This window comes from Paraeggerthella sp. Marseille-Q4926 (genome assembly GCF_916618935.1).
Lineage (GTDB): Bacteria > Actinomycetota > Coriobacteriia > Coriobacteriales > Eggerthellaceae > Paraeggerthella > Paraeggerthella hominis.
The window spans coordinates 22,441-47,430 of sequence record NZ_CAKAKF010000005.1 but is presented as its reverse complement, the minus strand read 5'-3'; the positions used below and the strand labels follow the sequence as shown (position 1 = coordinate 47,430).

Annotated in this window: 21 protein-coding genes; 6 read left to right on the top strand and 15 right to left on the bottom strand. The window is 60.0% G+C overall.

The annotated features are described in order from the left end of the window. Nucleotides 1-103 precede the first annotated feature (103 nt). Nucleotides 104-1,537 carry a LuxR C-terminal-related transcriptional regulator gene (locus LG373_RS11120; protein ID WP_225749804.1) on the top strand — a complete coding sequence of 478 codons (1,434 nt, stop codon included), beginning with the start codon at nucleotides 104-106 and terminating at the stop codon, nucleotides 1,535-1,537. A gap of 37 nt (nucleotides 1,538-1,574) precedes the next feature. Here the strand turns inward: LG373_RS11120 and LG373_RS11115 are convergent, their stop codons facing one another. Beyond that, nucleotides 1,575-2,462 carry a GGDEF domain-containing protein gene (locus LG373_RS11115; protein WP_225749803.1) on the bottom strand — a complete coding sequence of 296 codons (888 nt, stop codon included), beginning with the start codon at nucleotides 2,460-2,462 and terminating at the stop codon, nucleotides 1,575-1,577. Between the two features lie 123 nt (nucleotides 2,463-2,585). Between LG373_RS11115 and LG373_RS11110 the strand changes: the two genes are divergently transcribed. Beyond that, the gene (locus LG373_RS11110; protein WP_225749802.1) at nucleotides 2,586-2,996 is read left to right on the top strand and encodes a hypothetical protein; all 411 of its coding nucleotides are present in this window, start codon (nucleotides 2,586-2,588) and stop codon (nucleotides 2,994-2,996) included. Nucleotides 2,997-3,008: 12 nt separating this feature from the next. Here the strand turns inward: LG373_RS11110 and LG373_RS11105 are convergent, their stop codons facing one another. The 6 genes from LG373_RS11105 to LG373_RS11080 form a co-directional block, all read right to left on the bottom strand. After that, the gene (locus tag LG373_RS11105; RefSeq protein WP_216529231.1) at nucleotides 3,009-4,289 is read right to left on the bottom strand and encodes an O-acetylhomoserine aminocarboxypropyltransferase/cysteine synthase family protein; all 1,281 of its coding nucleotides are present in this window, start codon (nucleotides 4,287-4,289) and stop codon (nucleotides 3,009-3,011) included. A 192-nt stretch (nucleotides 4,290-4,481) separates the two neighbouring features. Further along, the gene (locus LG373_RS11100) at nucleotides 4,482-4,760 is read right to left on the bottom strand and encodes an Ig-like domain-containing protein (RefSeq protein ID WP_216529230.1); all 279 of its coding nucleotides are present in this window, start codon (nucleotides 4,758-4,760) and stop codon (nucleotides 4,482-4,484) included. Nucleotides 4,761-4,768: 8 nt separating this feature from the next. Further along, nucleotides 4,769-5,578 (bottom strand): molybdopterin-dependent oxidoreductase, encoded by an 810-nt coding sequence (locus LG373_RS11095; RefSeq protein ID WP_225749801.1) that lies wholly within the window; start codon nucleotides 5,576-5,578, stop codon nucleotides 4,769-4,771. Nucleotides 5,579-5,590: 12 nt separating this feature from the next. Then, complete coding sequence (locus LG373_RS11090) at nucleotides 5,591-7,231, bottom strand: molybdopterin-dependent oxidoreductase (protein WP_225749800.1); 1,641 nt, start codon at nucleotides 7,229-7,231, stop codon at nucleotides 5,591-5,593. Between the two features lie 131 nt (nucleotides 7,232-7,362). After that, complete coding sequence (locus tag LG373_RS11085) at nucleotides 7,363-8,853, bottom strand: hypothetical protein (protein ID WP_225749799.1); 1,491 nt, start codon at nucleotides 8,851-8,853, stop codon at nucleotides 7,363-7,365. Between the two features lie 135 nt (nucleotides 8,854-8,988). Beyond that, on the bottom strand, nucleotides 8,989-9,507 hold the full coding sequence (locus LG373_RS11080; RefSeq protein ID WP_114567828.1) for a hypothetical protein: 519 nt from the start codon (nucleotides 9,505-9,507) through the stop codon (nucleotides 8,989-8,991). A 289-nt stretch (nucleotides 9,508-9,796) separates the two neighbouring features. On the opposite strand from LG373_RS11080, the gene metA reads away from it, so the two are divergent. Beyond that, on the top strand, nucleotides 9,797-10,738 hold the full coding sequence (gene metA / locus LG373_RS11075) for a homoserine O-succinyltransferase (RefSeq protein WP_114567829.1): 942 nt from the start codon (nucleotides 9,797-9,799) through the stop codon (nucleotides 10,736-10,738). Beyond that, nucleotides 10,731-10,949 carry a hypothetical protein gene (locus tag LG373_RS11070; protein ID WP_225749798.1) on the top strand — a complete coding sequence of 73 codons (219 nt, stop codon included), beginning with the start codon at nucleotides 10,731-10,733 and terminating at the stop codon, nucleotides 10,947-10,949. The genes metA and LG373_RS11070 overlap by 8 nt, the downstream gene beginning before the upstream one ends. A gap of 19 nt (nucleotides 10,950-10,968) precedes the next feature. Here LG373_RS11070 and LG373_RS11065 read toward each other — a convergent pair whose 3' ends face one another. From LG373_RS11065 to lysA, 4 genes are all read right to left on the bottom strand, one after another. Further along, on the bottom strand, nucleotides 10,969-11,646 hold the full coding sequence (locus LG373_RS11065; protein ID WP_216529225.1) for an HAD family phosphatase: 678 nt from the start codon (nucleotides 11,644-11,646) through the stop codon (nucleotides 10,969-10,971). A gap of 569 nt (nucleotides 11,647-12,215) precedes the next feature. Next, nucleotides 12,216-12,896 (bottom strand): orotate phosphoribosyltransferase, encoded by a 681-nt coding sequence (pyrE, locus tag LG373_RS11060; protein WP_114567832.1) that lies wholly within the window; start codon nucleotides 12,894-12,896, stop codon nucleotides 12,216-12,218. Nucleotides 12,897-13,109: 213 nt separating this feature from the next. Then, the gene (locus tag LG373_RS11055) at nucleotides 13,110-14,396 is read right to left on the bottom strand and encodes a homoserine dehydrogenase (RefSeq protein ID WP_114567833.1); all 1,287 of its coding nucleotides are present in this window, start codon (nucleotides 14,394-14,396) and stop codon (nucleotides 13,110-13,112) included. Nucleotides 14,397-14,411: 15 nt separating this feature from the next. Further along, nucleotides 14,412-15,767: a diaminopimelate decarboxylase gene (lysA, locus tag LG373_RS11050; protein WP_114567834.1), complete on the bottom strand. Its 1,356-nt coding sequence runs from the start codon at nucleotides 15,765-15,767 to the stop codon at nucleotides 14,412-14,414. Nucleotides 15,768-16,184: 417 nt separating this feature from the next. On the opposite strand from lysA, the gene LG373_RS11045 reads away from it, so the two are divergent. Together LG373_RS11045 and LG373_RS11040 are read left to right on the top strand one after the other, a co-directional pair. Continuing rightward, complete coding sequence (locus LG373_RS11045; protein WP_114567835.1) at nucleotides 16,185-16,580, top strand: molybdenum cofactor biosynthesis protein MoaE; 396 nt, start codon at nucleotides 16,185-16,187, stop codon at nucleotides 16,578-16,580. A gap of 156 nt (nucleotides 16,581-16,736) precedes the next feature. Then, on the top strand, nucleotides 16,737-17,909 hold the full coding sequence (locus LG373_RS11040; RefSeq protein ID WP_225749797.1) for an Mbeg1-like protein: 1,173 nt from the start codon (nucleotides 16,737-16,739) through the stop codon (nucleotides 17,907-17,909). 126 nt (nucleotides 17,910-18,035) lie between these two features. On the opposite strand, the gene LG373_RS11035 is transcribed toward LG373_RS11040, so the two are convergent. The 4 genes from LG373_RS11035 to LG373_RS11020 all read right to left on the bottom strand — a co-directional run bounded on the left by LG373_RS11035 (nucleotide 18,036) and on the right by LG373_RS11020 (nucleotide 24,990). Next, the gene (locus LG373_RS11035) at nucleotides 18,036-21,755 is read right to left on the bottom strand and encodes a phosphoribosylformylglycinamidine synthase (RefSeq protein WP_225749796.1); all 3,720 of its coding nucleotides are present in this window, start codon (nucleotides 21,753-21,755) and stop codon (nucleotides 18,036-18,038) included. Nucleotides 21,756-21,764: 9 nt separating this feature from the next. Further along, nucleotides 21,765-22,400, bottom strand: coding sequence for a hypothetical protein (locus LG373_RS11030; RefSeq protein WP_114567838.1), 636 nt, complete (start codon nucleotides 22,398-22,400; stop codon nucleotides 21,765-21,767). A gap of 50 nt (nucleotides 22,401-22,450) precedes the next feature. Further along, nucleotides 22,451-23,323 carry a phosphoribosylaminoimidazolesuccinocarboxamide synthase gene (locus LG373_RS11025; RefSeq protein ID WP_216529220.1) on the bottom strand — a complete coding sequence of 291 codons (873 nt, stop codon included), beginning with the start codon at nucleotides 23,321-23,323 and terminating at the stop codon, nucleotides 22,451-22,453. 98 nt (nucleotides 23,324-23,421) lie between these two features. Then, nucleotides 23,422-24,990 carry a cell wall metabolism sensor histidine kinase WalK gene (locus LG373_RS11020; protein ID WP_225749795.1) on the bottom strand — a complete coding sequence of 523 codons (1,569 nt, stop codon included), beginning with the start codon at nucleotides 24,988-24,990 and terminating at the stop codon, nucleotides 23,422-23,424.

Here is a 24,990-nt window from a genome sequence, read left to right as displayed (position 1 = left end):
GGGCCACATCGGACCATAGGATTTCCCGCACGCAACTTGCACCTGTCCCACGGTTTTGCTAGCTTTGAAGAGGGAGGCCAGGGGGAAGCGAAACGGAGTACGCATGGGCGAAGCACGGTTGAACCAAGAGGGCGAGCGATTCTCAGGATGGCGTTTGCTGGGCCTGGGATTCTGGCAGGCTTGGCAAATGATCAGCATGTGCACCGCCACGCTCATTCCCGATGCAGAACGATTCTCTTTCGCCGGCAATGCTTTGCTATGGATACTCGCTCTTACCGCGATGGGATACCTAGCCGTAATGCTCGCAGCTCGGTGGCACGCCCCGTTTCTCACCCGACGTAGCTGCTTTGCAGCCGCAGGAGGGCTGACCGCAACAGGATCGGTCGTCATCCCCCTCGCCCTGACGTTCGGGGTCGGTCCGATTGGCTTCTCTGCATTTTTAGCAGGGGCGCTCGCCGTAGCGTTCGGCAATGCGTTGCTGCTTGTCATGTGGGGAGAATTATGGAGCGCGCTTGCCACCGGCCGCGTAGGGCGTCATCTATACGTGTCGTACACGTTTGCCTTCGCGCTGTTTTTCGCAGCATACGCGCTTCCGCAGTGGGCAGCCGTAGCCTTCAACGCCGCAATGCCCCTGGTGTCGGCAGCCGTTTTGAAAGCCTGTAAAAAGGAACCGCGCAGAGAGCCTTCCGTGCTGCCGCTTGATATAAAAACAATACCGGTACCTCGGGTCCTCACATGCATCCTTATCATAAGCGTTGTGTACGGCATGTCGCAGGGAATGGCCAACACGTTTGCCGACGGAGACGCTTCGTTCATCGCGAAAGCGCTCATTTTGGCAGGAGGCGGCATAGGCGCCATCACGCTTTCCATGGTGGCGGCACCGTCGTTCGCCGAGCCCATCGCGTTGTACCGTCCCGTTATTCCCGCCATGGTCGCAGGCCTTGTCCTCTTGCTTCTTCTATCCGCCCCTTATCGCTTTATAGGAGCGGGGCTCATCATCATGGGTGTGTACTGCCTGGATATGTTCATGATGCTGGTATCTACCGACGTTGCTTTCCGCGCGCGCATTCCCGTGGCGCTTTCGTTCGGGCTGGTCATCTTCTGCGCGCGAACGGGCACGCTTGCGGGATCGTTCGCCGCTGACGTGCTGCAACAGCCATCGATATGGTCCGGCGCCTTGAGAACCGACGTGTTCCTTGTAGGCGTGCTCATTCTGACATTGGTGGGCATGCTGTTTTTCACGCAGACCGACGTGCAGAGACTGTATGCCACGCCGCGCACAGCGACCGACACGAGCCTTGAGCAAAAATGCGCGCGCATCGCGGCAATGTGCCGACTGACGAACCGCGAAGGAGAAGTGCTGGTCCTGCTGGCGCGCGGACGTACGGTCCGCTATATCTGCGACGAATTGTCCATCGCCCAGGGCACCGCGAAGCACCATGTAAGCAATATCTACCGCAAGGTGGGCGTATTCGATCGTCAAGGGTTGCTCGACACCATCGAGCAAGGAGGAGTTGGAAAGCCGGGCTGGGAATAGGACCGCAAGCCTGGCTGCGCCTGGGAGGGTGAACGATTTACGAGAAGAACTCCCACGTATTGCCGCCGCTGCGCTTGGCTCGGTACATGGCCGCATCGGCGTTGCGGTACAGCTCTTCGTATGTGGCGCCGTCGCGCGGGAACCGAGCGATGCCCAAGCTCACGGTAGGATAGTCTCGGCGTCGCGGATCGTTGGAGGCCATCTCCGACACGGCCGCGCACATGCGCCGTGCAATGGCCTCGATGACCTCGCGCGACGAAATGCCGCGCAAGCACACCATGAACTCGTCGCCGCCTATGCGCCCAACCATATCGCCATGACGAACGGCCTCGGAAAGCGCCTCTACCGACCACACCAGCACAAGGTCGCCCACCGCATGGCCGAGCGAATCGTTCGTCATCTTGAAGCCATCCAGATCGGCCATAATGAAAGCATGGTTGACCTGGTCTTCTGATTCCCGGATAAGCTGAGAGGACAGCGCCTCGAACGTAGCCCGGTTCAAAACGCCTGTCAAGGAATCCCGTTCCGCGCGCGTCTTCTGCGCGTGCTCGAGCTCGCGCCGCTCGGTCACGTCCCAAAACGAGATAACCGCTGAAGCGGGATTGCCCTCATCATCGGTCACCAGCGTATAATCAACCTGATACCACCGAAAATCGCCGGAAACAGACCTGCGCATGCGGATGACCGCCGTTCCATGAGGAACGCCCCTATCGATATCGTGGTACAGCCCCAAAAACGCATCGACCCCTTCGGGGGCAACCAGCCCTCGCGTTACCAGACTATCGGGAACGTCCTCGTAGCGGATAGGCTCGATCAGCCTTCCGCCGGAAACATTCTGCAAAAGCAGCGCTCGCTCGACGGTGTCGAAAACCGCAATGATCTTGCCGCTCATTTCGACGGCGACCCGAAAAGCATCCTCGCTCATGCGCAAGCGTCTGCGCGTCTCCAACCACGACGTCACGTCCAGTACGCTGCATGAGGCGATTCGTCGATCGGGGTCGTACTTGCAACGCGTTCGAACCCGGAGGACAGATCCATCAAGGGTTTCTTGAGGAACTTCGATTTCGATTATGGTTTCGCCCGCTTCGATGCCAATCCGCAGGCGCTCGGAAAACTGATCCCAACCAGACGTGGCAAGCAGGGCTTCGGGATAAAGCTCTCCGGGTGCGCGAACGCAACCCATCAAAGCGAAAAACTCATCGTTGGCAACAAGTGGCCTTATCCCCTCGTCAGTGCACTTCAACTGGGCAAACTCGACGGGGATATCAGACAGCGCGACCATATGCTCTTTGCGGTTTTCCATGAAAAACAGTATACCGAGCCTTGGCCGTCGACCGGAGGGGAATTCAGCAAGAAGCCGTCCGATTTCGAACTCTACCTCGCCGAAAAAGAAACGCAGGCGCTCGTTTTTCGAGCGTCCTGCGTTTCGCGATGCTTGGAATTCTTCTCGCTTGCCTAAAATGCGGCGCGTCTACACTGCGGCAAGAGCCTGTTCGACATCGGCGACAAGATCGCCCGTGCCTTCGATACCGCACGACAAGCGAATGAGATCGGCGGTGATGCCGGCGGCCGCCAGCTCCGCATCGTTCATTTGGCGATGCGTCGCGTTCGCCGGGTGCAACACGCAGGTCCGCGCATCTGCCACGTGCGTAGCGATCTGGGCCAACTTGAGGTTTTTCATGAACGTCTCCGCTGCCGCCCGACCGCCGGCAACGCCAAAGCTGACCACGCCGCTTGCGCCATGGGAAAGGTACTTCTGGGAAAGTTCGTATTCGGCATCGCCCTTGAGGCCCGGATAGCGCACCCACGCCACTTTTGGATGCTGCGCCAAGAATTCGGCCAGCGCAAGCCCGTTGGCATTGTGCTGCGCCATGCGCAGGTGCAGGCTTTCCAACCCCATATTGACGAGGAAGGCGTTTTGCGGCGACTGTGTGCACCCGAAATCGCGCATGAGCTGCGCCGTCGCCTTCGTGATGAACGCACCGGCCAAACCGAAACGCTCGGTGTACGTTACTCCGTGGTAGCTTTCGTCCGGTTCGCACAAACCGGGGAACTTGTCAGCATGCGCGGTCCAGTCGAACCTTCCAGAATCAACGATAGCCCCGCCGACGCTCGCTCCGTGACCGTCCATGTACTTCGTGGTGGAATGGGTGACGATGTCGGCGCCCCACTCAATGGGACGGCAGTTCACCGGCGTGGGGAACGTGTTGTCCACGATAAGCGGCACGCCGTGCGCATGTGCCGCCGCGGCAAAACGCTCGATGTCAAGCACGGACAAGGCGGGGTTTGCGATGGTTTCTCCGAATACGGCCTTCGTGTTCGAACGGAAAGCAGCCTCGAGCTCTTCGTCGGTGCAATCGGGAGACACGAACGTGCACTCCAGTCCCATGCGCTTCATGGTGACCGCCAGCAAATTGTAAGTACCGCCGTAGATTGCCGAACTGGCCACAATATGGTCGCCGCAACCGGCGATGTTGAACACCGCGAAAAAGTTTGCCGCCTGTCCCGACGAAGTGAGCATAGCCGCCGTGCCGCCCTCAAGCTCGGCGATCTTGGCCGCCACGAAATCGTTGGTGGGATTTTGCAGACGCGTATAGAAATACCCTGCTTCTTCCAAGTCGAACAGCTTGCCCATGTGCTCGCTCGTATCGTATTTCCAGGTGGTGGACTGGTAAATGGGAATCTGCCGAGGTTCGCCGTCGCCGGGACGGTAGCCCCCCTGTACGCAGGTCGTGCTTATGCTTTCACTCATAAAGGCTCCTCATCGCAAGGGTCCGGGAAATGTGTCCGGCTCATTATACCGAGCACTGCAACGCGCTTGGTAGCCGTGTCTTTCCGATAACCTGCAATCTGTTTATGGAATAACCGGGCTATCTGTTTTCAAACGCATAGAAACGGCCCCGGACGATCCGGGGCCGTTTCGGCAATCCGCCAAGCAATTTCATCAGGTAGCCGTGAACTCCGCTACGTCGGCCAGGGGACTCGCCGTCCCGTCCTCGGCAACAGATCGAACCAGCAGACGATAGAAACCAGGCTTAGGCGGCGTGTACGAGAAGCTCCATTGAACGGACAATTCGGGAGCAGAGTCGGAAACGTCGAACGTAGTCCAGTTCCGACCGTTGTCCAACGAAAACTGCACCGATGAAATCTGGTTTCCGTAGTCTTCGGCGTATCCGCTCAACGTCACCGGCTTCCCGGCCTCCACCTGCATAGGAACGATCATGGCTCCACCTATTCCTGAACGCCTGCCAACACGCCAATATTGGGGCTGTTGGGGTGAGCGTCGGAAAGCCCTGGATCCGCAGGAGGCTGCTCCTGCGTGGAGACCACGATGCTCGCAATGTCGCGAACGAAGTAGTTTGCAGGCGTTTTCGTCATCCAAAGCTGGTTATTGCCGCCTACGGAAGCGGACAGGTCTTCGTCGTTGATCTGATAGCTCAGCACCGCATGATGCCCCAGCACGTAGCCCAAAGAGAACGAAACTTCGGCACCGTCGGAAGAAACGAACGTCACCGTGTTCGCTCCCGGCTGCACGGACGCACGGCTTAGCAAGTGCTCCACGGGAATGCCCTTCACGTCGGCCGTGATGGTTGCGCGCCCGCCAACCGGATTCCCGCCGCAGGTGCATGACATCACCTTGTTCGTGGACTCCTCCTTGGCAAGATCGCCAACCGAAGCGGTGAACGCTGACTGCACGTCCCCTGAAACCGACAGCTGCCAACCAAGGGGATTGTCGACCGCAAGATCGACGGATGCTCCGCACAAGGCGTTCGTAGCCCGTTGAAACAGTGTTTTGATGAGGGCGTTCGGCGTAATGGCACCCTGGTCATACGAGAATTCGCCCTTGACTACAGTATCAGTGACCTGCACGTTCTCGATCGGCGCACCGTAGGTCCGCGCCTCGTTTTCGCCAGCGGGACGCGATGTCGAAGCATCCGTCTCGGACGCGAGAGCAACCGGCGCGGCCGCCATCGAAGCAACCATGGTCAAACCGGCCAAAGCGGAGAGCGTCGTGCGACCGTGCTGCATCTTCGTTTTCATGTCGACTCCTCTCTACTCTACCGTGAACATGAATTGCGTGTTGTACTGGCAAACACGATCGGCTCCGTCGGGCGTTACGCTGGTGGTGCGAATATCAAGCAGGTACGCACCCGGAGACGGCGGCGTGAAGTCCATGCGCCAATACGTCCAGTAATCGGCATTGTTGTCGGGCGTGTCGAGCGTCGTCCACGTTTTTCCATGGTCGAAGGAGAATTCAACCTTCTTGATAGGCTCGTCCCATGCATCGGCAAAGCCTTCCAAATGCACGGTCTTGGCCTCATCGCCCGACAGGACCACGCCGGTCGGGTAGTTCAGCACGCCGCTGTTGGGCTTGGAATAGATCTCGCCCGTGCGATCGTCGGTGAACTGGCCCACGTACAGCTGGTCATTGAGTTCGTCAGCGGGCTTCGTCATGAACGTCAGATTGGAGATGCGCTTCGTGAAGTTGCCGCCCGAAGTCTTATACACCCAGATCATGCAAGGATATCCTTGAGAATTGGAGAGCAGCTTGCCGTCCATCTTGGTCACGATGATGGCGTCGTTGTCGCGCAGCCAATCGAGGCTCATTTGAGCGTAATCGTATCCGTCGGAGCTGATGGGACTCAAAATGTTGGCACCCGCTTTGGGCTTCGCATAGTTGATGATGGCAGATACGGGAATGCCCTCCACCTCGCTCTGCATGATGGTAGCCTGGCCCACGCCGTTGATAGTGCAGTCCATCTTCATGACCTGCTTCACGGTGCCGAACTTCTGCTCCATTTCGGGCAGCGTCATCTCGACGGAATTCTCGCAATCGCCGTCAATGGAAACGACCCAGTTCTGGTAGATGGATTCGTCAACCTGGGAATCATCGGTCAACCATTGGCTCGGCTCGTCTTTGATGGTCTTGTAGAATCGGTTTTCCGGCGGTGTGATGGTGGTCTGGTCGTACGAGATGGAGGGCTTTGCCTCGTCGGCCTTCAAATCGGTGATGCCCTTGTACAGGTTGTACTTCACTTCGTCCCATCGCTCGAACGTCCCTGTTTTCGCATCGACGTAATGGCAGGACTGGCACGTGCCGCCGTCTTTGTCGACGAACATGGGGCTGCCCATGTGCAGCGTATGGATGGGGTCGCTCAGCTTGTTTCCCGAGTAGGATTCGGAATGGCACGCGATGCAATTTTGGTATCCCTGCTCGGTATTGTATCCGAAGAAAATAAGCCGATGGTACGTTGGCAAGCTCATGAGCGCGTTCTCGAGCGTGTGGCACGAGGTGCATCCGCGCTTGTCTGCGTCAAGGTAGGTGTCGTTGAATCCGATGTCATCGGAAGGAACCGGCTGCACCAAAAAACCGTTGCGGTCGGTGTAACGACGCGGAGAGCGAGACTCGGCGTTGGCGTCGTTCTTCTCGGTGTTCTGGTAAAACTCGGGCAATGACGCAATGCCGTCCACAAAGCGACCCGACTCGGGAAATCCGCTATAGGCTGCAAGCTGATCGGGACCCGAACTAGCTGCAGGTTCCGCCTTCGTCCCGGTTGAATCCGGCTCGTCCGACGAAGGTTTGGGGCTGCACCCCCATGCGGCAAACGAAGCGACCATAGCTACTGCCACGAGGGAGGCGATCAACTTCGGCTTGCTTCGATGGCGCGAACCCGCGCATTCTTCTTTCTTCATGAAATCCTCCTTTGCAATGGGAAACGAAAACCGATTCTCCTTTCTTCCGGTTGTCCTCTTTTGGCAGGCCAGCGCCACAGCAAGCCGCGAACCCCTCCCTCGTGCCATGGGTTCGCAGCCGCTTGGCGCAGCTATCCCTTCGACTGTCCGCGTCTTTGCGGGCCATCTGATTCTGCGATTTGCGCGCGACGATGGTCGTAATGCTCGATATAGGTCTTGTCCAGCAGGGACTTTTCGTAAAACCCTACGTCTCGGTTGTATTCAAGAGACGCGTCCTCGATGCTTTTGAACTCATCTATGAGCGATCCGTCTTCGCGATAGTATCGAAGAAACATCTCGGAGCAGTGTTCTTGCAAGTAAGGCAGAAACGTGAGGTGGAACTTTTCGGAAGCCACGAAAAAGTGCCGAATACCATCATCATGCTGCCGCAAAAACCCCAGATCAAGAAGGCGGGCGAAATCGCTTCGAGCACATGGATAGGATATCCCGTACCGATGGACGTGGATTGCGTACGTGAACTCGGCGTTGCTGTGCAGAACGGCCTCGAGCAGGACCGCCTTTTGTCGATAGTTCAGCGACTCGTCAGCGTCGATAATGAGGCGAAGTCGCTCGCGCCGGCGCCGCATCCCCTCAAGCTTGGTCATGGTCCATCGCTGCTCGTCCACCACAAGCGCGACGGCCCGCTCAAAATAACCCGTCCAATCGTAGTACCCGTCGCAAGCCACAGCCAGATCTTCGGGCGTTCCGGAAAGGCAATGGTCCTCGACGAAGTTCTCGTCATCGGAGTACAGCAGCTTAAGGACGGGAATATGGGCGGAGAAGTGGTATCCAGCCCGATGCAAAACGATAAAGTACAGTATGTAGGCGAGCACGGAATTTCCCGCCGGAAAGAGACGAAACGTTTTGAAGTAGTACAGAGAAACAAGCGCGTTGATCAGCGTGTGGTTTCCTTCGCAGGTCGCGCAAAACGACTCCAGCGCCAAAGCACGCCGCTCGGAAACGTCGGCTTCGAGAAACTCGACGCCGCATACCTCTTTGATCGAAATGCCCTCGACCAGCTTGGCATGCAAAGACTCGATGAACGAAGCGGAAAGCGGCTCACCGCGATACGCCTCGATGTTCAGCAAGATGTTTCCGGCATTAGAAACAAGCAGTTCAACGCCGTTTTCAGGTTCGCATGCCTGAACGCACACGCGCTTCAACCGCAAGGTGTCGGACGCGCCGTACTCCAACCGCGCGGCAGCAGCAACCTCTTCGGCCGCAAGGTTCAACTCGTAATGCCCGCCCTCGGGATCCGACAAAATGCGAGCGTAGTGAACAGCCAAACCTTCGTTCACCTGGTACGTTTCAAGCAAGCTGCTCAAAAGCCATGTGGGAGCGTACCAATTCTGCGTCATCGGCGCTTCAGTGCTTGCGGCAGATTGTTCCACGGCGAAGGGAACGGGCAGCGCTCTGCCCTGGCAGCGGCGCAGCTTATTGAGCACGATCCAGCACAACGACAGATCCTCGGGAGAAACGTCGAGGGCTTTCGCGATAGATTCGAGCGTTTGCGACTTTCTCGACGCAAGGGAAAAAGCACGCCCCAGCAACGACCGATCGTCTGCCACAAGACCCTCCCCCATGATCCTCACCTCGTCTCAAGAATCACCTTCTTGGGCCATAGTCTCAAATGCGTAACCAGGCGTTCAAGAGTTCGAGGAAGGACTAGAAAGTATTTGCTATGGGCAGATCATGGGCCGTGAAACCACGTGAAGCAATCAGCTTTCCAGCCCCGTAAGCGAAAGGACGATACCCTCCGGCAAGCGGTCGCGATACGTAGTGGTCTGCACGCGATAGGGATGAACCTTGTTATCTTCTTGGCACAAGACCTCGAAACCACGTTTGCCGAAGAACGCGAACGTCTTCTCCTTGTTGCGCGTCAGGTCGTCCTCGAACAGCTCCCCCATGATTCCGCGGCACCCGTAGTAATCGGCGATCAGGCACAGCACCTCCAGTACGAACGTGCCGCAGCCCAAGTCCTCCTTGCGCGTAACGAAATCGATAATGCGCACGTGATCGTCCGAGGAATCTCCCTGAGTAAGCGTGACGTCGGCGATAATGGTGGAGGCGGCATCGGCGTTCGCATCGTTTTCGGTGCGCACGTTCAGGTACAGCTGAATCCGGTCGTAGCCAAACGGCGCGTATTCAGGCTCCAGGCGCAACCTTCCCGCCAAAAAACAGTAGAGCGTACGCTCCCCGGTATCCTTCGTCGCAATAAGCGTCTCGATTCCCGCCATTGCTTCCTCCCGTCTCGCACCGTATTGCCACCGCACGTCGCAGCGCATCCCTATCGTATCCATTTTCCTCGGCGGATTCGCCCCGCAATGCACGACGAACGACCGGACGAACGCGGCATGGCTGAAAAACGAGGAAGGTTGGAAAAGGAATGGGGCGTTCCGATAACGCGTTATCTCTTCTTCGGATAGGTAGGTCATCTGATTATCCGGTATCATACACTCAGCCAAAACACTCGGCCTTGAGCGCCGCCGCAGCGCATGAAGCGGCAGACGAGATTGCGAGGTCATCATGCCCATCAGAATCCCCGATTCCCTGCCCGCCACCGACATCCTCGAAGGCGAGAACATCTTCGTCATGACCGAGTACCGGGCCATGCATCAGGACATTCGCCCGCTCAAGGTCTTGCTACTGAACCTCATGCCCACGAAGATCGTCACCGAAACCCAAATCATGCGCAAGCTGTCGAACACGCCGCTGCAAATCGAAGTCGAGCTGCTGCAGACCATCAGCCATGAGGCGAAAAACGTGTCCGGCGAGCACTTATCGACGTTCTACACCTCGTTCGACGAGATCAAAGACAAGCGATACGACGGCATGATCATCACGGGTGCGCCCGTAGAGCTGCTGGACTTCGAGCATGTGGATTATTGGGACGAGCTGACAGCTATCATGGATTGGTCGACGACCAACGTGCACTCAGTGTTCCATATCTGCTGGGGCGCGCAAGCGGGCATTTACCATCACTACGGCATTCAGAAGCACGAACTGGAAAACAAGCTGTCAGGCGTATTCGAGCACCAGGTGGACAAGCCCTCGTCGCCCTTGGTTCGCGGATTCGACGACGCGTTTCGCGCCCCGCATTCGCGCTACACCGAAGTGCGAGCCGAAGACATCGAGGCCCATCCGCAGCTCGAGCTGATCGCGACATCGGAAGAAGCCGGCGTGTATCTTGCCAAGAGCGTCGACAGCCGTCACTTTTTCGCGTTCGGCCACCCCGAATACGACGACGATACGCTTCTGAAAGAATACGAGCGAGACGCGGCGAAGGGCATGGGGGTGGCGCTGCCTGCGCACTACTTCCCCAACGACGACCCAACGCAAAAGCCCTCGGCAACATGGCGCGCCCATGCGCAGCTTTTGTACACGAATTGGCTGAACTACTACGTCTACCAGACCACTCCCTACGATCTGGACAAAGTGGGAACCGAGGAGGACTCTTCGCATGAGTAAGCAACGCGACGAAGCGAAGGAACGAGTTTTGCACTACACGCTGCGACCGGTATCGACGCCGATCACGGAGACGATCGATGGATCCGCCCCCGCCCAAAAACAGGCGGATCCATTCATTCGCCCGGCAACTGAAGACGACGACGGCTACGACCCTTTCAGCGATCGACCGCCCGCACCGGAGCCCACGTACCAGGAAGACCCCTGGCGCTAACCTTCCGCAATGCAACTTGCTATCGAGCTTCGTTCCAAGCCAAGAACGCTTCCACCTCCAACTCGTCGAACGTGCGAACCGCATGATCGCATGATTCGACGAGCTCTTCGTACGTGCCGGAAACGTCGCAGTCGTAGATGCCGAGCGTCCGATAGCCCGCCTTTCTGAGCGTGTGCACGGCGTACACCGAATCCTCCATGCCCCACGTGAACGAACGCGGCGTGCCCATGAGCTCGCGCGCGCGATCCCAAACAGCGGGTTCGCGCTTCGACGCGTTCACGTCATCCACCGACACGATAGCGTCAAAATACGGAGCAAACCCGCAACGCTCCAGGCCAGCTTGCAAATACAGCTGAGGGCTTGAAGATGCGACGGTCATGCGGACCCCGCGGCTGGCAAGTTCCTGCACGAACGCGAGCGCCCCCGCACGAGCCTCGACGCGCGTGCGATAAAAGTCCAGCATGAATTCGTCGACCATGTCCTCCACGTCTTTCCCGGACGCTCCCAAGCCGAATCGCTCATGGAAGAAGGCGCCGCATTCAGGAATGGTGAGCGTGGTCAGCACGTCTTTGTCGTCCTCAGTCAGCGTCACGTCCGCGCGGCGCGCAAGCTCGGCTTCCATCTCGCGCCACACGCACATCGAATCGAGCAACGTGCCGTCGCAATCGAACACGATGCCGATCGAAGATGGGTTCATGGTGGGGGTCCTTTCGCGGATACGCCGAGCGACCAACGCACGTCGCTGCGGCAAGGTTTCTTGTTCGGGCAAATCTTAGCAAACCCCCGCCGTCGGACGAGCGACCGGAAACGCGAATTTGCAGGATATTTACCTCCGAAGCCAACGCCTGCCTTCGGGCGCTTGAAAGATGGCGGGTTCGCACGTTGCCCACGCGTTCCGCAACGCATGAAGCGCGCGAGCAACCGCAGATCGCAAGTCCCGCCCTCGCTGCCGGGAAGGGTCCCCGCCGTTCTACGACTGCCAGCGCACGAAAAACCGCCCTCGCTGGCAGGTTTTGACGGTTTGAGGTCGTTTGACTCCGCAGGAGAAGCGCTTGCATCTGCGCAGTTCAGCTATCCGCCGCCGTGACCAGGTAAAACAAAAAGCGAGCCGGGCAACGATGAAAACGCTGCCCGGCTCGACGACCTCAAACCGCAAAAAGCTGCCAGCGAGGGCGGTTTTTCGTGCGCAAGGCCCTTGTCGATAGCGGTCCAGCAGCGAGCCCCGTCCTTCGCTGCACACCGGGACCGGCAACCGCGGGCACTTGGCTACTTCACGCCGTACTGCTGGTAATATGCGTCGAGCGCCGTCTTCACGGCGTCGTCGATGACCACGCCTCCCTGCACTTCGCGGTTGTACAGGTACTCGGTGACCTCGGCCATGCTGACGATGGACGCCACGGGGAACCCGTACTTCTCCTGAACCTCTTGCTGAGCCGTCACAACGCCGCCCTTCCCCACTTCCATGCGGTTGAGCGACACGATAAGCCCCTTGATGTCCACGTCAGCCGCGCCCTTGAGCACGGGATACGTTTCGTCAATGGACTTGCCGGAGGTGGTCACGTCCTCGACCATGACCACGCGGTCGCCGTCTTGCAGGTCGGATCCCAGCAGATTGCCCGCATCGGCGCCGTGGTCCTTGACCTCTTTGCGGTTGGAGCAATAGCGAACTTCCTTGCCGTACAGCTCGGAAATGCCCATGGCGGTAACCACCGACAGGGGGATGCCCTTGTAGGCCGGACCGAACACCACATCGAAGTCCAAGCCGAAATTGTCATGGATGGCGCGCGCGTAGTACAAGCCCAGTCGGTGCAGCTGATCGCCCGTCACGTAGGCGCCGGCGTTCATGAAGAAGGGAGACTTACGGCCGCTCTTGAGCGTGAACTCGCCGAACTTGAGCACCTTGCTCTCTACCATGAACTCGATGAACTCCTGCTTGTACTGCTCCATGCCCGGCTCCTTATCCGTATGCGGCGCGGCCCACCCGCGCACGATCTTCCGGTGAACATGATACTAGAATCAAGCCGGACGAGGGCTTCGAAACGCGAGCAACGCGCATCGCTCCGATACAAGAAGCGGCCCCGACGATCAACATCGTCGGGGCCGCTTGCATACGCTGTCAGAAAATCGGATCGCAGCTTGCTCAGCTGGAAAAGCCGGTCGCTACTCGTCTTCCACGCGGATGACGCTGGGTTCTTCGCGCAGGATATCGTCAAGCTGCGCGATCTCGGCCAGCACGTCGCGCACGCTCTTTTCGCATGCGGTATGCGTCACGTACACCAGATCCACCGTGCCGCCTTCCTTCTTGCCGCGCTGCACCACCGAGTACACGCTTACGTTATGCTTGGCGAACACGCCGGCCATAGAGGCAAGAACGCCCGAGCGGTCGGCTACCTTGAAGCGGATGTAATACTTGGTCTTGAGCTCTTCCATGGGAACGATGGGCAAGCTGTCGGTGCAGGTGCAGCCCACAAGCGGCCCCACGCCCAACGTAACATGACGCGCCACTTCCAGCACGTCGCCCATCACGGCGCTCGCAGCCGGACCCGAGCCCGCGCCCTCGCCGAAGAACATGGTCTCGCCCACGGCATCGCCCGTCACGTAAATGGCGTTGAACACGCCGTTGACCGTGGCCAGCTGATGCGTCAGCGGCAGCATGGTGGGATGCACGCGCACGTCGATGCCCTGCGCCGTACGGTGAGCAAGCGCTAGCAGCTTCACGCAATAGCCCATGTCACGCGCCGCATCCAAGTCCATAGTGGTTACGTTGCGAATGCCCTCGGTGTGCACGTCGTTGATGGTCACGCGCGAGTTGAATGCAATGGAGGCCAGGATGGCAATCTTGGCGGCAGCGTCGAACCCGTCCACGTCGGCGGTGGGATCCGCCTCGGCGAAGCCCTTCTGCTGTGCCTCCTTGAGCGCGTCGTCGTAGCTCAAGCCGTCTTCGACCATGCGGGTCAGCATGTAGTTCGTCGTGCCGTTCACAATGCCCATGACCGACGAGATCTCGTTGGAGATAAGGGAGTGCTTCATCGGATCGATGATGGGGATGCCGCCGCCCACGCTCGCCTCGAACGCGATTTCCTTGTTCGCCTGGTCCGCAGCGTGCATGACCTCTTCGCCATACGTAGCCATGAGCGCCTTGTTGGCCGTGACCACGTTCTTGCCGGCGCGCAGCGCGCCCAGCACCACATCGCGCGCCACGGTGGTGCCGCCGATCAGCTCGATGACGATGTCGATGGAAGGATCATCGAGAATATCCTGGTAATCCTGGGTGAAGATATCCTCCACGCCGTGTTCGATAGCCTGCTCGGGATTGCGCGAGCACACGCGCACCAGTTCCAGGTCAACACCATAGTGGCGCTTGAAGTCCTCCCGGTGGTTCTTCAGGATGTCGATGCATCCGCCGCCCACCGTGCCGGTGCCTACCAAGCCAAGTTTAACCGCCATGTCGCTCTCCCTTTCCTAAATGTCCCGGCTCATCAGATCATCGTACGTCTCGCGGCGCGTAACCACGCGCGCTTCGCCGTCCTTCACGAACACGACGGCCGGCCTCGGCTGGCCGTTGTAGTTGCTTGCCATAGTGTAGCAGTACGCGCCCGTACCGAAGACAGCAACGATATCGCCCAGGTCAGGATGCTGGATTGGCATGTCGATGACCACGGCGTCGCCGCTTTCGCAATGCTTGCCCGCAATAGTGACGATCTCGGTACGCGGCTGCCCCGCCTTGTTGGCGATGACCGGCTCGTAATCGGCGTGGTACAGCGCCGTGCGAATGTTGTCGGACATGCCGCCGTCAACCGCCACGTACTTGCGAATGTTCGGCAGGGTTTTGATAATGCCCACCGTGTACAGCGTTACACCGGCGGTAGCCACCAGGCTGCGGCCCGGCTCGGTGAGCAGACGCGGCTCAGCCACGCCGTACTTCTGGCATGCGGCGAGCACGGACGAGGTCACCGTTTCGGCGAACTCGTCGATGGAGGCCGGCTTGTCGTCAGCCGTATAGGCAATGCCCAGACCGCCGCCCACATCCAATTCCTCGATGCGATAACCGTACTCTTGCTCGATGCGGGCCATAAGGTCCACCATGACCTCGACGGCCTCGGGGTAGGAGTGCAGCGAGAAGATCTGCGAGCCAATGTGGCAATGCAGGCCCGCCAAACGCACGTTCGGCGCAGCCAGCACGTCCTTCACGCAACCGAACGCAAAATCCTCGCGCATGGTGAAGCCGAACTTCGAGTCCTCGCAACCCGTGCGAATATACTGATGCGTGTCGGCCTCGACGCCTGGCGTGATGCGCATGTAGATAGGCTGCTCGACGCCCAGCTCACCGGCGATCTCGGAGATGCGCTTGAGTTCGATGCGACTGTCGATGATGATGCGGCCGACACCCGCCTGGATGGCTTCGCGCAGCTCGCGCGGCGTCTTGTTGTTGCCATGCATGAACACGCGCTCGGCCGGAAAATCCACTGCACGCGCGATAGCCAGCTCGCCACCGCCCGATACGTCAAGGCACAGGCCCTCGTCGGCCACCATGCGAGCCGCTTCTTTATTGAGAAACGCCTTGCTGGCATACACGATATCGGAATTCTGATAGCGGCTGCGGAACGCCTCGCGGTAGGACTCCATGCGGCTGCGCATGTCCGCTTCGTCCATGACGTACAAAGCCGTGCCCTGCTCGCGCGCCAGCTCCACCATGTCGACGCCGCCTACGTACAAGTGGTCGTCGCGCACTTCGGCGGTACGCGGCAGCACCGCGCCCAGCTCCATGGTGGTACGGTTGTCGGGCTGCTTGCTCAAATCGGATGCGGGCAAAGCCATAGGTCCGCCTACCTTTCTGCCTGTTTGCTTCCCTTGATGTCGCCGACCTGCCCGTCGGCAGAGCCGGCCCGTCGCCGGCTGTTGTGATTGGGGTTCATACTACCAGCCTTGCTGCATTTCCCCGGGTGCAGAGCGTAAATTTTCGTAGAATGGATACCCTGAAGCCAGGAGAAAGCCGTGCGCCGCCAAGTCGCTTCAGCCACCGCGCTTCCGGGCGAAGCCCGCATCGGCGCACGGGGCGCAGGCGAACCGGAATGCGCAGCAAAACACGAAGCCTTGCACGCACGCCGCACCTCTGTAGGGTTGAGCTCCATCCGTAAAAAAGGCAACTTTTCCCTATCAACTTGCTATGACTTTATAGCTTCTATAATCCTCAATAGAGTATACTATGCAGCACAGACAGAAAGGAGCTCGCTCATGGCCAAGCAGGAACCCTCTATCGATCAGTGGCTCAAGGAAGCGAAGCAGGATCCGAAGGCCGCTCAGTGCGGCATGTTTCTCACCCACAACGGCGTGGTGCGCATCACCCCGAAACAGCAGGTACGCGAAGGCGTCGAAGGGCTGGGCGACGTTGCGCAGGTGGAGTTCTCCTACGACGCCGCTGGCGTAGATGCAGCCGTTGAGGAAGCTCTGACCTGGCCGGGCGTATACTACGTGCGCGTATGGCTGAACGAGGGAGTGCTGGGCGTGGGCGACTCCATCATGTACGTTCTGATCGGCGCCGACATCCGCCCCAACTGCATCGACGCCTTGCAGAAACTGGTCGGCAAGATCAAGAACGACCTGGTGGTGGAAAAGGAAATCTACGCGTAAGACAACGGTGCTCGACGTTTCTCAAGGCCCCGGCTGCGCAGCTCATTCAGCAGTCGGGGCCTTCCCATATAAAAGCGGCCCTCACCGCGTGCAGGAAGCTGGTGCGCTACACTAGAGGCAGGCACCAAGCGGTCGATCTGCCCTGAAGGAGCGCGCATGAACATCCTCGATTACCTGGCAACGGAATTCGCATCCTTCGACGAGAAGCCGTTCAACCCGGTAGATTCAGCGGCCCTTTCGCAGTTCTGCATGGTTCGCATGGAAGACATCGCCCCTATGAAACGCGCATGGAGCGAACCTCCGAGCCTTCGAGCAGCCGTCGCGGATCGCCTCCGTCCCGTACGGCCCGTGCGCTTCACCGACGCGCTGCGGGCGGAGCATTACGACAGCCTGTTCACGGGCCTGGTGCCCGAGCCCGTGAAAAACAACATGCTGGCCCTTGCAGCCAGCCCGCGCTTTCGCACTATGACCGTACAGGACTGCGCAAGCGTGTTCGACGAGGCGACGCAAACCCAATTCGCCGCCATGACGTTCGTTTGCGGCAAAAAGTTCGCCTACGTGGGGTTTCGCGGCACCGATCGGTCGTTCACTGGATGGCGCGAGAACTTCAACATGACCTACCAATTCCCTGTTCCCGCGCAAGACCTGGCTGTTCGCTACCTGGAAGCCGTCGCGCCCCGCCTGCCGCAGCGGCTGTATCTAGGAGGCCATTCCAAAGGCGGAAACCTGGCCGAATACGCAGCTCTGCATGCAACGCCGAAAGTCCAAGAGCGTATCGAACGCATATACGACCACGATGGCCCCGGCTTTCGGGCGGGAGCCGTCGACGACCGCGCGTTCTCGATCATCCGCGATCGCGTGCACAAGACGGTGCCGCAAGAGTGCATCGTGGGAATGCTTCTGGAAACGCCGCGTGAACTGCCCCTGCACGTGGTGCACAGCGCAGATCACGGTATGATGCAGCACAGCGTGCTGAACTGGGAAGTTAAGGGAACCGATTTCGTCTACGCTGATCAGCTGGCAGATTCGTCCCTCTCGACCCACGCGATCATGGAGCAATGGCTGGCCGGGTTCTCCCCCGAGAAAACCCGGCAGGTGGTCGAGGCCGCGTTCAGGGCCATCGAAGCATCGAGCGCGCTCGATGCCGCAGACATCCTGATGGGCGGGGTGAAGTCCATAGCCTTGCTGGTCGAAGCCGCCAAAGCGCTCGATCAGGCGAACCGGGACATTCTGGTAAGCGCGCTGGGCACGCTGACCAACCTGATCGCCCACGACGCAGCGCGAGGCGTTGCGGGCTGGCTTGCGCCGAAAACGAAGAACGCCTCGTAAACCGAGGCCGACGATCGCCCCGACAACTTCACCCATTTGGCAGGAAAAGCGACCCGTCAATGCAACAAGGGCCGACGCACCTCGTGAGTACGCCGACCCCTGCGAACACGCTGTACGCGGAATCGATTAATCCGTGAAGTAACCCACGCCGCCCTCGAACAGGGGCTGGTACAGGTTGCCGGGCACGTTTTTGTACAGGCTGTAACCGCTGCGCTCGGTATGGCCCATCTTGCCCAGAACACGACCATCGGGGCTGGTGATAGCCTCGACCGCCCAAGCGGACCCGTTCGGGTTCACATCCAAGCCCATGGAAGGCGCGCCCTGATCGTCAACGTACTGCGCGGCGATCTGGCCGTTGGCAGCCATACGTTCGAGCAGTTCAGGACTCGCGACGAACCGGCCTTCGCCATGGCTGATCGCCACTGTATGGATGTCGCCCACTTCGCACCGGCTCATCCAAGGCGACAGATTCGACGCCACGCGCGTGCGCACCAAACGGCTCTGGTGACGGCCGATGTTGTTGAACGTAAGCGTGGGGCAATCCTCGTCCATCGGGCGAATATCGCCGTACGGCACCAGCCCCAGCTTCACAAGCGCCTGGAAACCGTTGCAGATGCCCAGCATAAGGCCGTCGCGATTCTGCAGCAGATCGCGCACGGCTTCCGTCACTGCCGGAGCGCGGAAGAACGCCGTGATGAACTTCGCCGAACCGTCAGGCTCGTCGCCGCCGGAGAAACCGCCCGGAAGCATGATGATCTGGCTGTTCTTGATAAGGCGAACCAGCTCCGCCGTGCTTTCGGCAACCGCCTCGGGCGTCAGGTTGTTGATGACGAACGTCTCGGCCACAGCACCTGCGCGCTCGAACGCGCGGGCGGAGTCGTATTCGCAGTTGTTGCCCGGGAACACCGGGATGATGACGCGCGGCTTCGCGATGGTACCGTTGTACACAAGCGGAGCGCCGTTCGTGAAGCTCACGGCCTTGACCGGCTCGCCCTGGGCACGATACGGGAACACCGGCTCCAACGCGCCTTCCCATGCCTCCTGCAAACCGGCAAGGTCGATCGATTCGCCAGCAGCCTCGAACACGTACTCGTCAACGGTCTGGCCCAGCTCGGACACGCACACGGCATCGCTTGCATCCGGCAGTTCGACGCACGCGGGCATCTCCACCAGGAAACTGCCGTAAGCGGGAGCGAACAGCTGATCGGCCTGCACGCAATCGGCCAGCTTCACGCCAATCCCGTTGCCAACGCACATCTTGAACAGGGATTCCGCCGTGCCGCCATATCCGGGCGTAGACACGGACAAAGCCGCGCCGTCGCCGATCAGGCGCTCGACCAGGGCAATAGCCTCCAGCAATCCATCGATCTGCGGCGTGACGCCGTCCTCGGCGTAACGCGGGGCAATGCGCACCACACGATTGCCGGCGGCCTTGAATTCGGGCGACGTCGCGCGCTCGACCGAACCCACCGCCGTCGCAAACGACACCAGCGTGGGCGGCACGTCCAGCGTTTCGAAGCTGCCGCTCATGGAGTCCTTGCCGCCGATCGAACCCACGCCCAGATCGATCTGAGCCATCAGCGACCCCAGAACCGCCGCCGCGGGCTTGCCCCAGCGCTCGGGTTCGTCGCGCAGGCGCTCGAAATACTCTTGGAACGTCAGGTACATGTCCTTGCGCAAAAAGCCCGCAGCCACCAGCTTCGCCACGCTCTCCACCACTGCAACGTACGAACCGGTGAACTGGTTCGCTTCGGTCAGGTACGGGTTGAATCCCCAGGACATGCCGCTGCACGTGGTGGTCTCGCCATCTACGGGCAGCTTGGCAACCATAGCCATGCTCGGCGTAAGCTGGTGCTTTCCGCCGAACGGCATGAGCACGGTAGCCGCGCCGATAGTGGAGTCGAAGCGCTCGGACAGGCCCTTGTTCGAGCAAACGTTGATGTCCGTGACCAGCGCCTGCATGCGCTCGGCCAGCGTGGAGCCCGGCCAAGAGCGCTCGTAGCGGCCGCCTTCGACCACGCGCACGTCCTGATGCTTCGGCGCGCCGTTGCTGGACAGGAAATCGCGGCTCACGTCCACGATGGTCTTGTCGTTCCAGACCATGCGCACGCGCGCTTCTTCAGTGACCTCGGCGATAGGCGTAGCCTCGAGGTTCTCCTCGCGCGCAAGCGCCAGGAACGCATCGACGTCTTGGGGCGCCAGCGCCACGGCCATGCGCTCCTGGCTTTCCGAGATTGCCAGCTCGGTGCCATCCAGTCCGTCGTACTTCTTGGGAACCTTGTTCAAGTTGATGAACAGGCCATCGGCCAGCTCTCCCACCGCCACGGACACGCCGCCCGCGCCGAAGTCGTTGCAGCGCTTGATAAGCCGGCACGCGTCGCCGCGGCGGAACAGGCGCTGAATCTTGCGCTCGACAGGCGCGTTGCCCTTCTGGACCTCGGCGCCGCAGCTTTCAAGGGAATCAAGGTTGTGGGCCTTCGAGGAGCCCGTAGCCCCGCCGATGCCGTCACGACCCGTGCGCCCGCCCAGAAGCACGATCACGTCGCCCGGCGCCGGCGTTTCGCGGCGCACGTGGTCAGCCGGCGTAGCGCCCACGACCGCGCCGATCTCCATGCGCTTTGCCGCGTACCCGGGATGGTAGAGTTCGTTCACCTGGCCGGTGGTCAAGCCAATCTGGTTGCCGTACGACGAATAGCCTGCGGCAGCCGTGGTCACCAGCTTGCGCTGCGGCAGCTTGCCCGGCAGCGTTTCGGACACGGGCACCAGCGGATCGGCCGCACCCGTCACGCGCATGGCCTGGTACACGTAGCTGCGGCCCGAAAGCGGGTCGCGAATGGCACCGCCCACGCAGGTGGCCGCGCCGCCGAACGGCTCGATCTCCGTCGGATGGTTATGCGTCTCGTTCTTGAACAGGTAGAGCCAATCCTGCTCTTCGCCGTCCACGTCGACCTTGACCTTCACGGTGCAGGCGTTGATCTCTTCGGACTCGTCAAGGCCGGTCAGCACGCCCTTCGACTTCAGGTACCGAGCGCCGATGGTGCCCATGTCCATAAGGCACACCGGCTTATGATCGCGGCCCAGCTCATGACGCATGTCCAGGTACTTCTCAAACGCCGCGCGCACCGCCGCGTCGTTGATTTCGACGTTCGTGAGCTCGGTGCCGAACGTAGTATGACGGCAGTGGTCCGACCAGTACGTATCGATCATCTTGATCTCGGTGATGGTGGGATTGCGGCCCTCTTCGGCGAAATACTGCTGGCAGAACACGATGTCGGCCAGGTCCATTGCCAACCCGCGATCGGCTATGAACGCCGCCAGCCCTGCCTCGTCCAAATCAAGGAAGCCCTCGATCGTCTCCACCATGCCGGGAACCGGCTGCTCCATCTTGAGCGTGTCGCGCTCTTCGAGCGACGCCTCGCGCGCCTCGATGGGGTTGATCACGTACTGCTTGATAGCTTCGACGTCCTCGTTCGAAAGGTTGCCGGACAGCACGTACACCTTCGCGCTGCGCACGTCGGGACGCTCGCCCTGGCTGATCAGCTGCATGCACTCGCTTGCCGAGTCGGCGCGCTGATCGAACTGGCCCGGCAAGTACTCCACGGCGAACACGTGCGCGCCATCAGCCTGCGGAAGCTCGAACGTCGCGGTGTCGGACTGAGGCTCGCTGAACACGGTGGGAACGCACTGGGCGAACAGCTCGTCGCTTGCGCCTTCCACATCGTAGCGATTCACCAAACGCACGCTCTCAAGCCCCTCGACGCCCAAAATGCTGCGCAGCTCATGCGCAAGCTGCTGGGCTTCCACGTCAAAACCGGGCTTCTTTTCTACGTAGACACGAGAAACCATGGGGTCCCCTTACTTTTTGGAATCTTGCGCAGGCTTCGCATCCTGCTCGGTGGCCTTCGTCTCCTCGGCCTTCTTCAGCCTGAAGCCGCTGCCGAACAGCCCGCGCTTCTTCGGAGCCTCTTCGGCAACCTCCGGCGTTTCAGCCTCCTGCTGCTTCGCGGCGCGCTGAGCAGCCTTGGCCTTCTTTTCCTGCGCGCGCATCTCCTTGGACTTCTTGCTCATCATCTCTTCTTGATAGGCACGGCGAACCTTGCGGATCTTCGAGAAGTCCACGTACAGCGCGCCGATGATGCAGGCGTACGCCAAGCCCAACGAAATGTACGTCCCCACTTCCGGCAGGAAGGAACGGCCAACCCACGAAAGGGCCGTCAAGGCGATCGCGCCGATCAAAAGCCCCCACCAGATCTTGCGCAGCCTCTTGTACTGGGGCGTAGGCGGATTGTAGTACTGGCGATCGATCTGCGACTGCTTTGCGCGAGCGGCCTTTTGCTCGGCCTTCTTCTGCTGCTTGGTCTTCTGAGTGGGCTGCACGCGCACCGAAGCCGCGGCCTTGGACTTGGGCTTCGCGGACGCAGCGCTCTTGCGCGTTTGTCCCTGATGCTCGTCAGTCTGGTACCGGTCGTTCATGGGATTGCGTTGGGTCATGAGTTTGTTGCTCCTTGTTGGTTACTTGCGATTCGACGAAGCGGGCGCGGCTAGTACGCGAACGCGCGGCCCGTGATCTTCTCGTAGGCTTGGATGTACTTTTGGCTGGTCTTCTCGATAACGTCCTGAGGAAGGCGCGGCGGGTTGCCCGTCTTATCCCAGTTCGCGGTCAGCCAATCGCGCACGAACTGCTTGTCGAAGCTGGGCTGATCCTTGCCTTCGGCGTATTCGTCGCCCGGCCAGAAGCGGGACGAGTCGGGCGTCAGCACTTCGTCTGCCAAGATGATCCTGCCGTCCAGGCGGCCAAACTCGAACTTGGTGTCGGCAATCACGATGCCCTGCTTCTCGGCATGGTCGCGCGCCGTGGTGTACACCTTCAAAGACAGATCGCGCAGCTGCGTCGCATCGTCTTCGCCAATGATCTCGACCAAGCGATCGAAGCTGATGTTCTCGTCATGGTCGCCGATCTCGGCCTTCGTGGACGGCGTGAAGATGGGCTGGGGAAGCTTCGACGAATTCACCAGGCCCTCGGGCAAGTCGATGCCGCACACGGTGCCCTGCTTCTGGTACTCCTTGAGGCCGCTGCCGGCCAGATAGCCGCGCACGATGCACTCGGAAGGGAACATCTCGGCCTTCTTGACCAGCATAAAGCGTCCGCGCAGGTAGTCGGCATAGGGCTTGAACTGCTCGGGAAGGTCCTCGACGTCGGCGGAAATCAGGTGGTTTTCCACCACGCCGTCCAAAAGCTCGAACCAAAAGCACGACAGCTGCGTGAGCACCGCGCCTTTGTGCGGAATTTCGTCTTCCAGGATGTAGTCGAACGCAGAAATACGATCCGTCGCCACCAGCAGCAGCTTGTCGCCCAGATCGTACAGATCGCGCACTTTACCCTGCGCATCGGGCTTGATGTCAATCCCCGTCATGCCGGTCCTTTCATTGCTCTCTCAACAACGCAGCGCGAGCCGGATAGCTCGCGCGCGATAGTTCCCTCAACCTACGTTATTATCGTCTATTTCAATGGCTATTTCTGGTCTTTACGGGACTTTCCACGTGATTTTTGCGCTTTTTGGCCCTTTTGCTGCCCCTCGTCCTTATACAGCGGAATATGAATGGTGAAGCACGCTCCCCTGCCCTTGGCGCCCTCCACCTGAACCCATCCGTGATGACGATCCACGATCTCTTTCACCACGGACAGGCCAATGCCCAAACCGCCGCTTTCGCGCGTGCGCCCGGCGTCCGCTCGCCAGAACCGCGAGAACACCATTTTGGCCTCCTCGGGCGACAGGCCGATGCCCGTGTCCTCCACTTGAATAGCCGCCATGATCTCGCCGCGCCTCACGCGTACAGAGATATGACCGCCTTCGGGCGTATAGCGCACCGCGTTCGAAATGAGGTTGGCGGTTGCCTGGCGAATCATGTCGGCATCGCCGAGCACGCACACGTTGCGCTCCATTTCGTAGGACAGCGTAAGCCCCGAGTCGGACACGAACGCTTCGTGCGTGGACACGATGCCGTTGATCAACTCGCCCACGTCCACGATTTCTTTCTTCATGGGAGTGGAGCGGCTCTCCAAGCGAGACAGGCGCAGAATGGCATCGACCAGGCGAGATAGGCGCTGAACCTCAGAGTTCACCGTTTCCAGGCGCTCCTCGTCGGCAGCGAACACGCCGTCCACCATAGCCTCGACCGTCGACTGGATGGCCATGAGCGGCGTGCGCAGCTCATGGGCAACGTCGGTGGTCAGGCGGCGCTCCAATTCGCGGTCGCGCTCGATGGAATCGGCCATGGCGTCGAACGTCTCGCCCAACCGCGCGATCTCGTCCTCGCCGTGCAAATCGGTTCGGGCGGACAGGTCGCCTTCCTTGATGGCCTTTGCCGTACTGGTCATGCGGTTGATAGGGCCGACCAGCGTGCGCGCGAACAAGAAGCCGATGCACGAGGCCAGCACGATGGCCAGCACTGCGGCGAATACCATCGCCTGGTAGGAATTGTTGCGGAACTCCTCGTCGGCCTGCGTGACCAAAGTCTCCGATCCGTACACCCATACGCGCACGGACCCGATAGCCACGCCGTCAACGATGATGTTCGCATGCTCCATGCCGTTGAAATTCACGCCCGGAGCAAGCGACGGACCGCCATCGAAAGAAGGCCCGTCGTTCGGAGCAGGACTGGCGGAGTTCCCCATCTTCATGCGCGTGGAGTTGTAAACTTCCGATTGCCCGATGTTGTCAACCACCACAATGCCCACGCCGCTGCTCAAGCTTTGGGCGTATTCGGCAATAGCCTGCACGTCCCGGCTGTAAAGCGTACCCGTTTCGCGGTACGACTCTTCGATTTTATGAGCGGTGTTTTCCGCCAGGGACTTCATGTTGTCCTGGGAGTACGTCTGGAAATGCTGCTCCCAAACGAAAGAAAGCACGCCAATGGCGACAAGCGCCGTCATTACGGCGATAAACGCAAAGGCGGCGGTGACGCGCGTCGTGTAGGTCAGGTTCTCCCACGAAAGGATTTTCTGGCCGCGCTTCCTGCCGGCCCCGGTGTGGGGCACAACAACAGGTCCGGTTGTACCGGAATCGGCTTCGACCGTCAC

Bases quoted from the DNA above. Each gene is read 5' to 3' on its own strand.
- LG373_RS11120 (WP_225749804.1), top strand. From the start codon at position 104: ATGGGCGAAGCACGGTTGAACCAAGAGGGCGAGCGATTCTCAGGATGG.
- LG373_RS11115 (WP_225749803.1), bottom strand. From the start codon at position 2,462: ATGAGCGAGGATGCTTTTCGGGTCGCCGTCGAAATGAGCGGCAAGATC.
- LG373_RS11105 (WP_216529231.1), bottom strand. From the start codon at position 4,289: ATGAGTGAAAGCATAAGCACGACCTGCGTACAGGGGGGCTACCGTCCC.
- LG373_RS11100 (WP_216529230.1), bottom strand. From the start codon at position 4,760: ATGATCGTTCCTATGCAGGTGGAGGCCGGGAAGCCGGTGACGTTGAGC.
- LG373_RS11095 (WP_225749801.1), bottom strand. From the start codon at position 5,578: ATGAAAACGAAGATGCAGCACGGTCGCACGACGCTCTCCGCTTTGGCC.
- LG373_RS11090 (WP_225749800.1), bottom strand. From the start codon at position 7,231: ATGAAGAAAGAAGAATGCGCGGGTTCGCGCCATCGAAGCAAGCCGAAG.
- LG373_RS11085 (WP_225749799.1), bottom strand. From the start codon at position 8,853: ATGGGGGAGGGTCTTGTGGCAGACGATCGGTCGTTGCTGGGGCGTGCT.
- LG373_RS11080 (WP_114567828.1), bottom strand. From the start codon at position 9,507: ATGGCGGGAATCGAGACGCTTATTGCGACGAAGGATACCGGGGAGCGT.
- metA (WP_114567829.1), top strand. From the start codon at position 9,797: ATGCCCATCAGAATCCCCGATTCCCTGCCCGCCACCGACATCCTCGAA.
- LG373_RS11070 (WP_225749798.1), top strand. From the start codon at position 10,731: ATGAGTAAGCAACGCGACGAAGCGAAGGAACGAGTTTTGCACTACACG.
- LG373_RS11065 (WP_216529225.1), bottom strand. From the start codon at position 11,646: ATGAACCCATCTTCGATCGGCATCGTGTTCGATTGCGACGGCACGTTG.
- pyrE (WP_114567832.1), bottom strand. From the start codon at position 12,896: ATGGAGCAGTACAAGCAGGAGTTCATCGAGTTCATGGTAGAGAGCAAG.
- LG373_RS11055 (WP_114567833.1), bottom strand. From the start codon at position 14,396: ATGGCGGTTAAACTTGGCTTGGTAGGCACCGGCACGGTGGGCGGCGGA.
- lysA (WP_114567834.1), bottom strand. From the start codon at position 15,767: ATGGCTTTGCCCGCATCCGATTTGAGCAAGCAGCCCGACAACCGTACC.
- LG373_RS11045 (WP_114567835.1), top strand. From the start codon at position 16,185: ATGGCCAAGCAGGAACCCTCTATCGATCAGTGGCTCAAGGAAGCGAAG.
- LG373_RS11040 (WP_225749797.1), top strand. From the start codon at position 16,737: ATGAACATCCTCGATTACCTGGCAACGGAATTCGCATCCTTCGACGAG.
- LG373_RS11035 (WP_225749796.1), bottom strand. From the start codon at position 21,755: ATGGTTTCTCGTGTCTACGTAGAAAAGAAGCCCGGTTTTGACGTGGAA.
- LG373_RS11030 (WP_114567838.1), bottom strand. From the start codon at position 22,400: ATGACCCAACGCAATCCCATGAACGACCGGTACCAGACTGACGAGCAT.
- LG373_RS11025 (WP_216529220.1), bottom strand. From the start codon at position 23,323: ATGACGGGGATTGACATCAAGCCCGATGCGCAGGGTAAAGTGCGCGAT.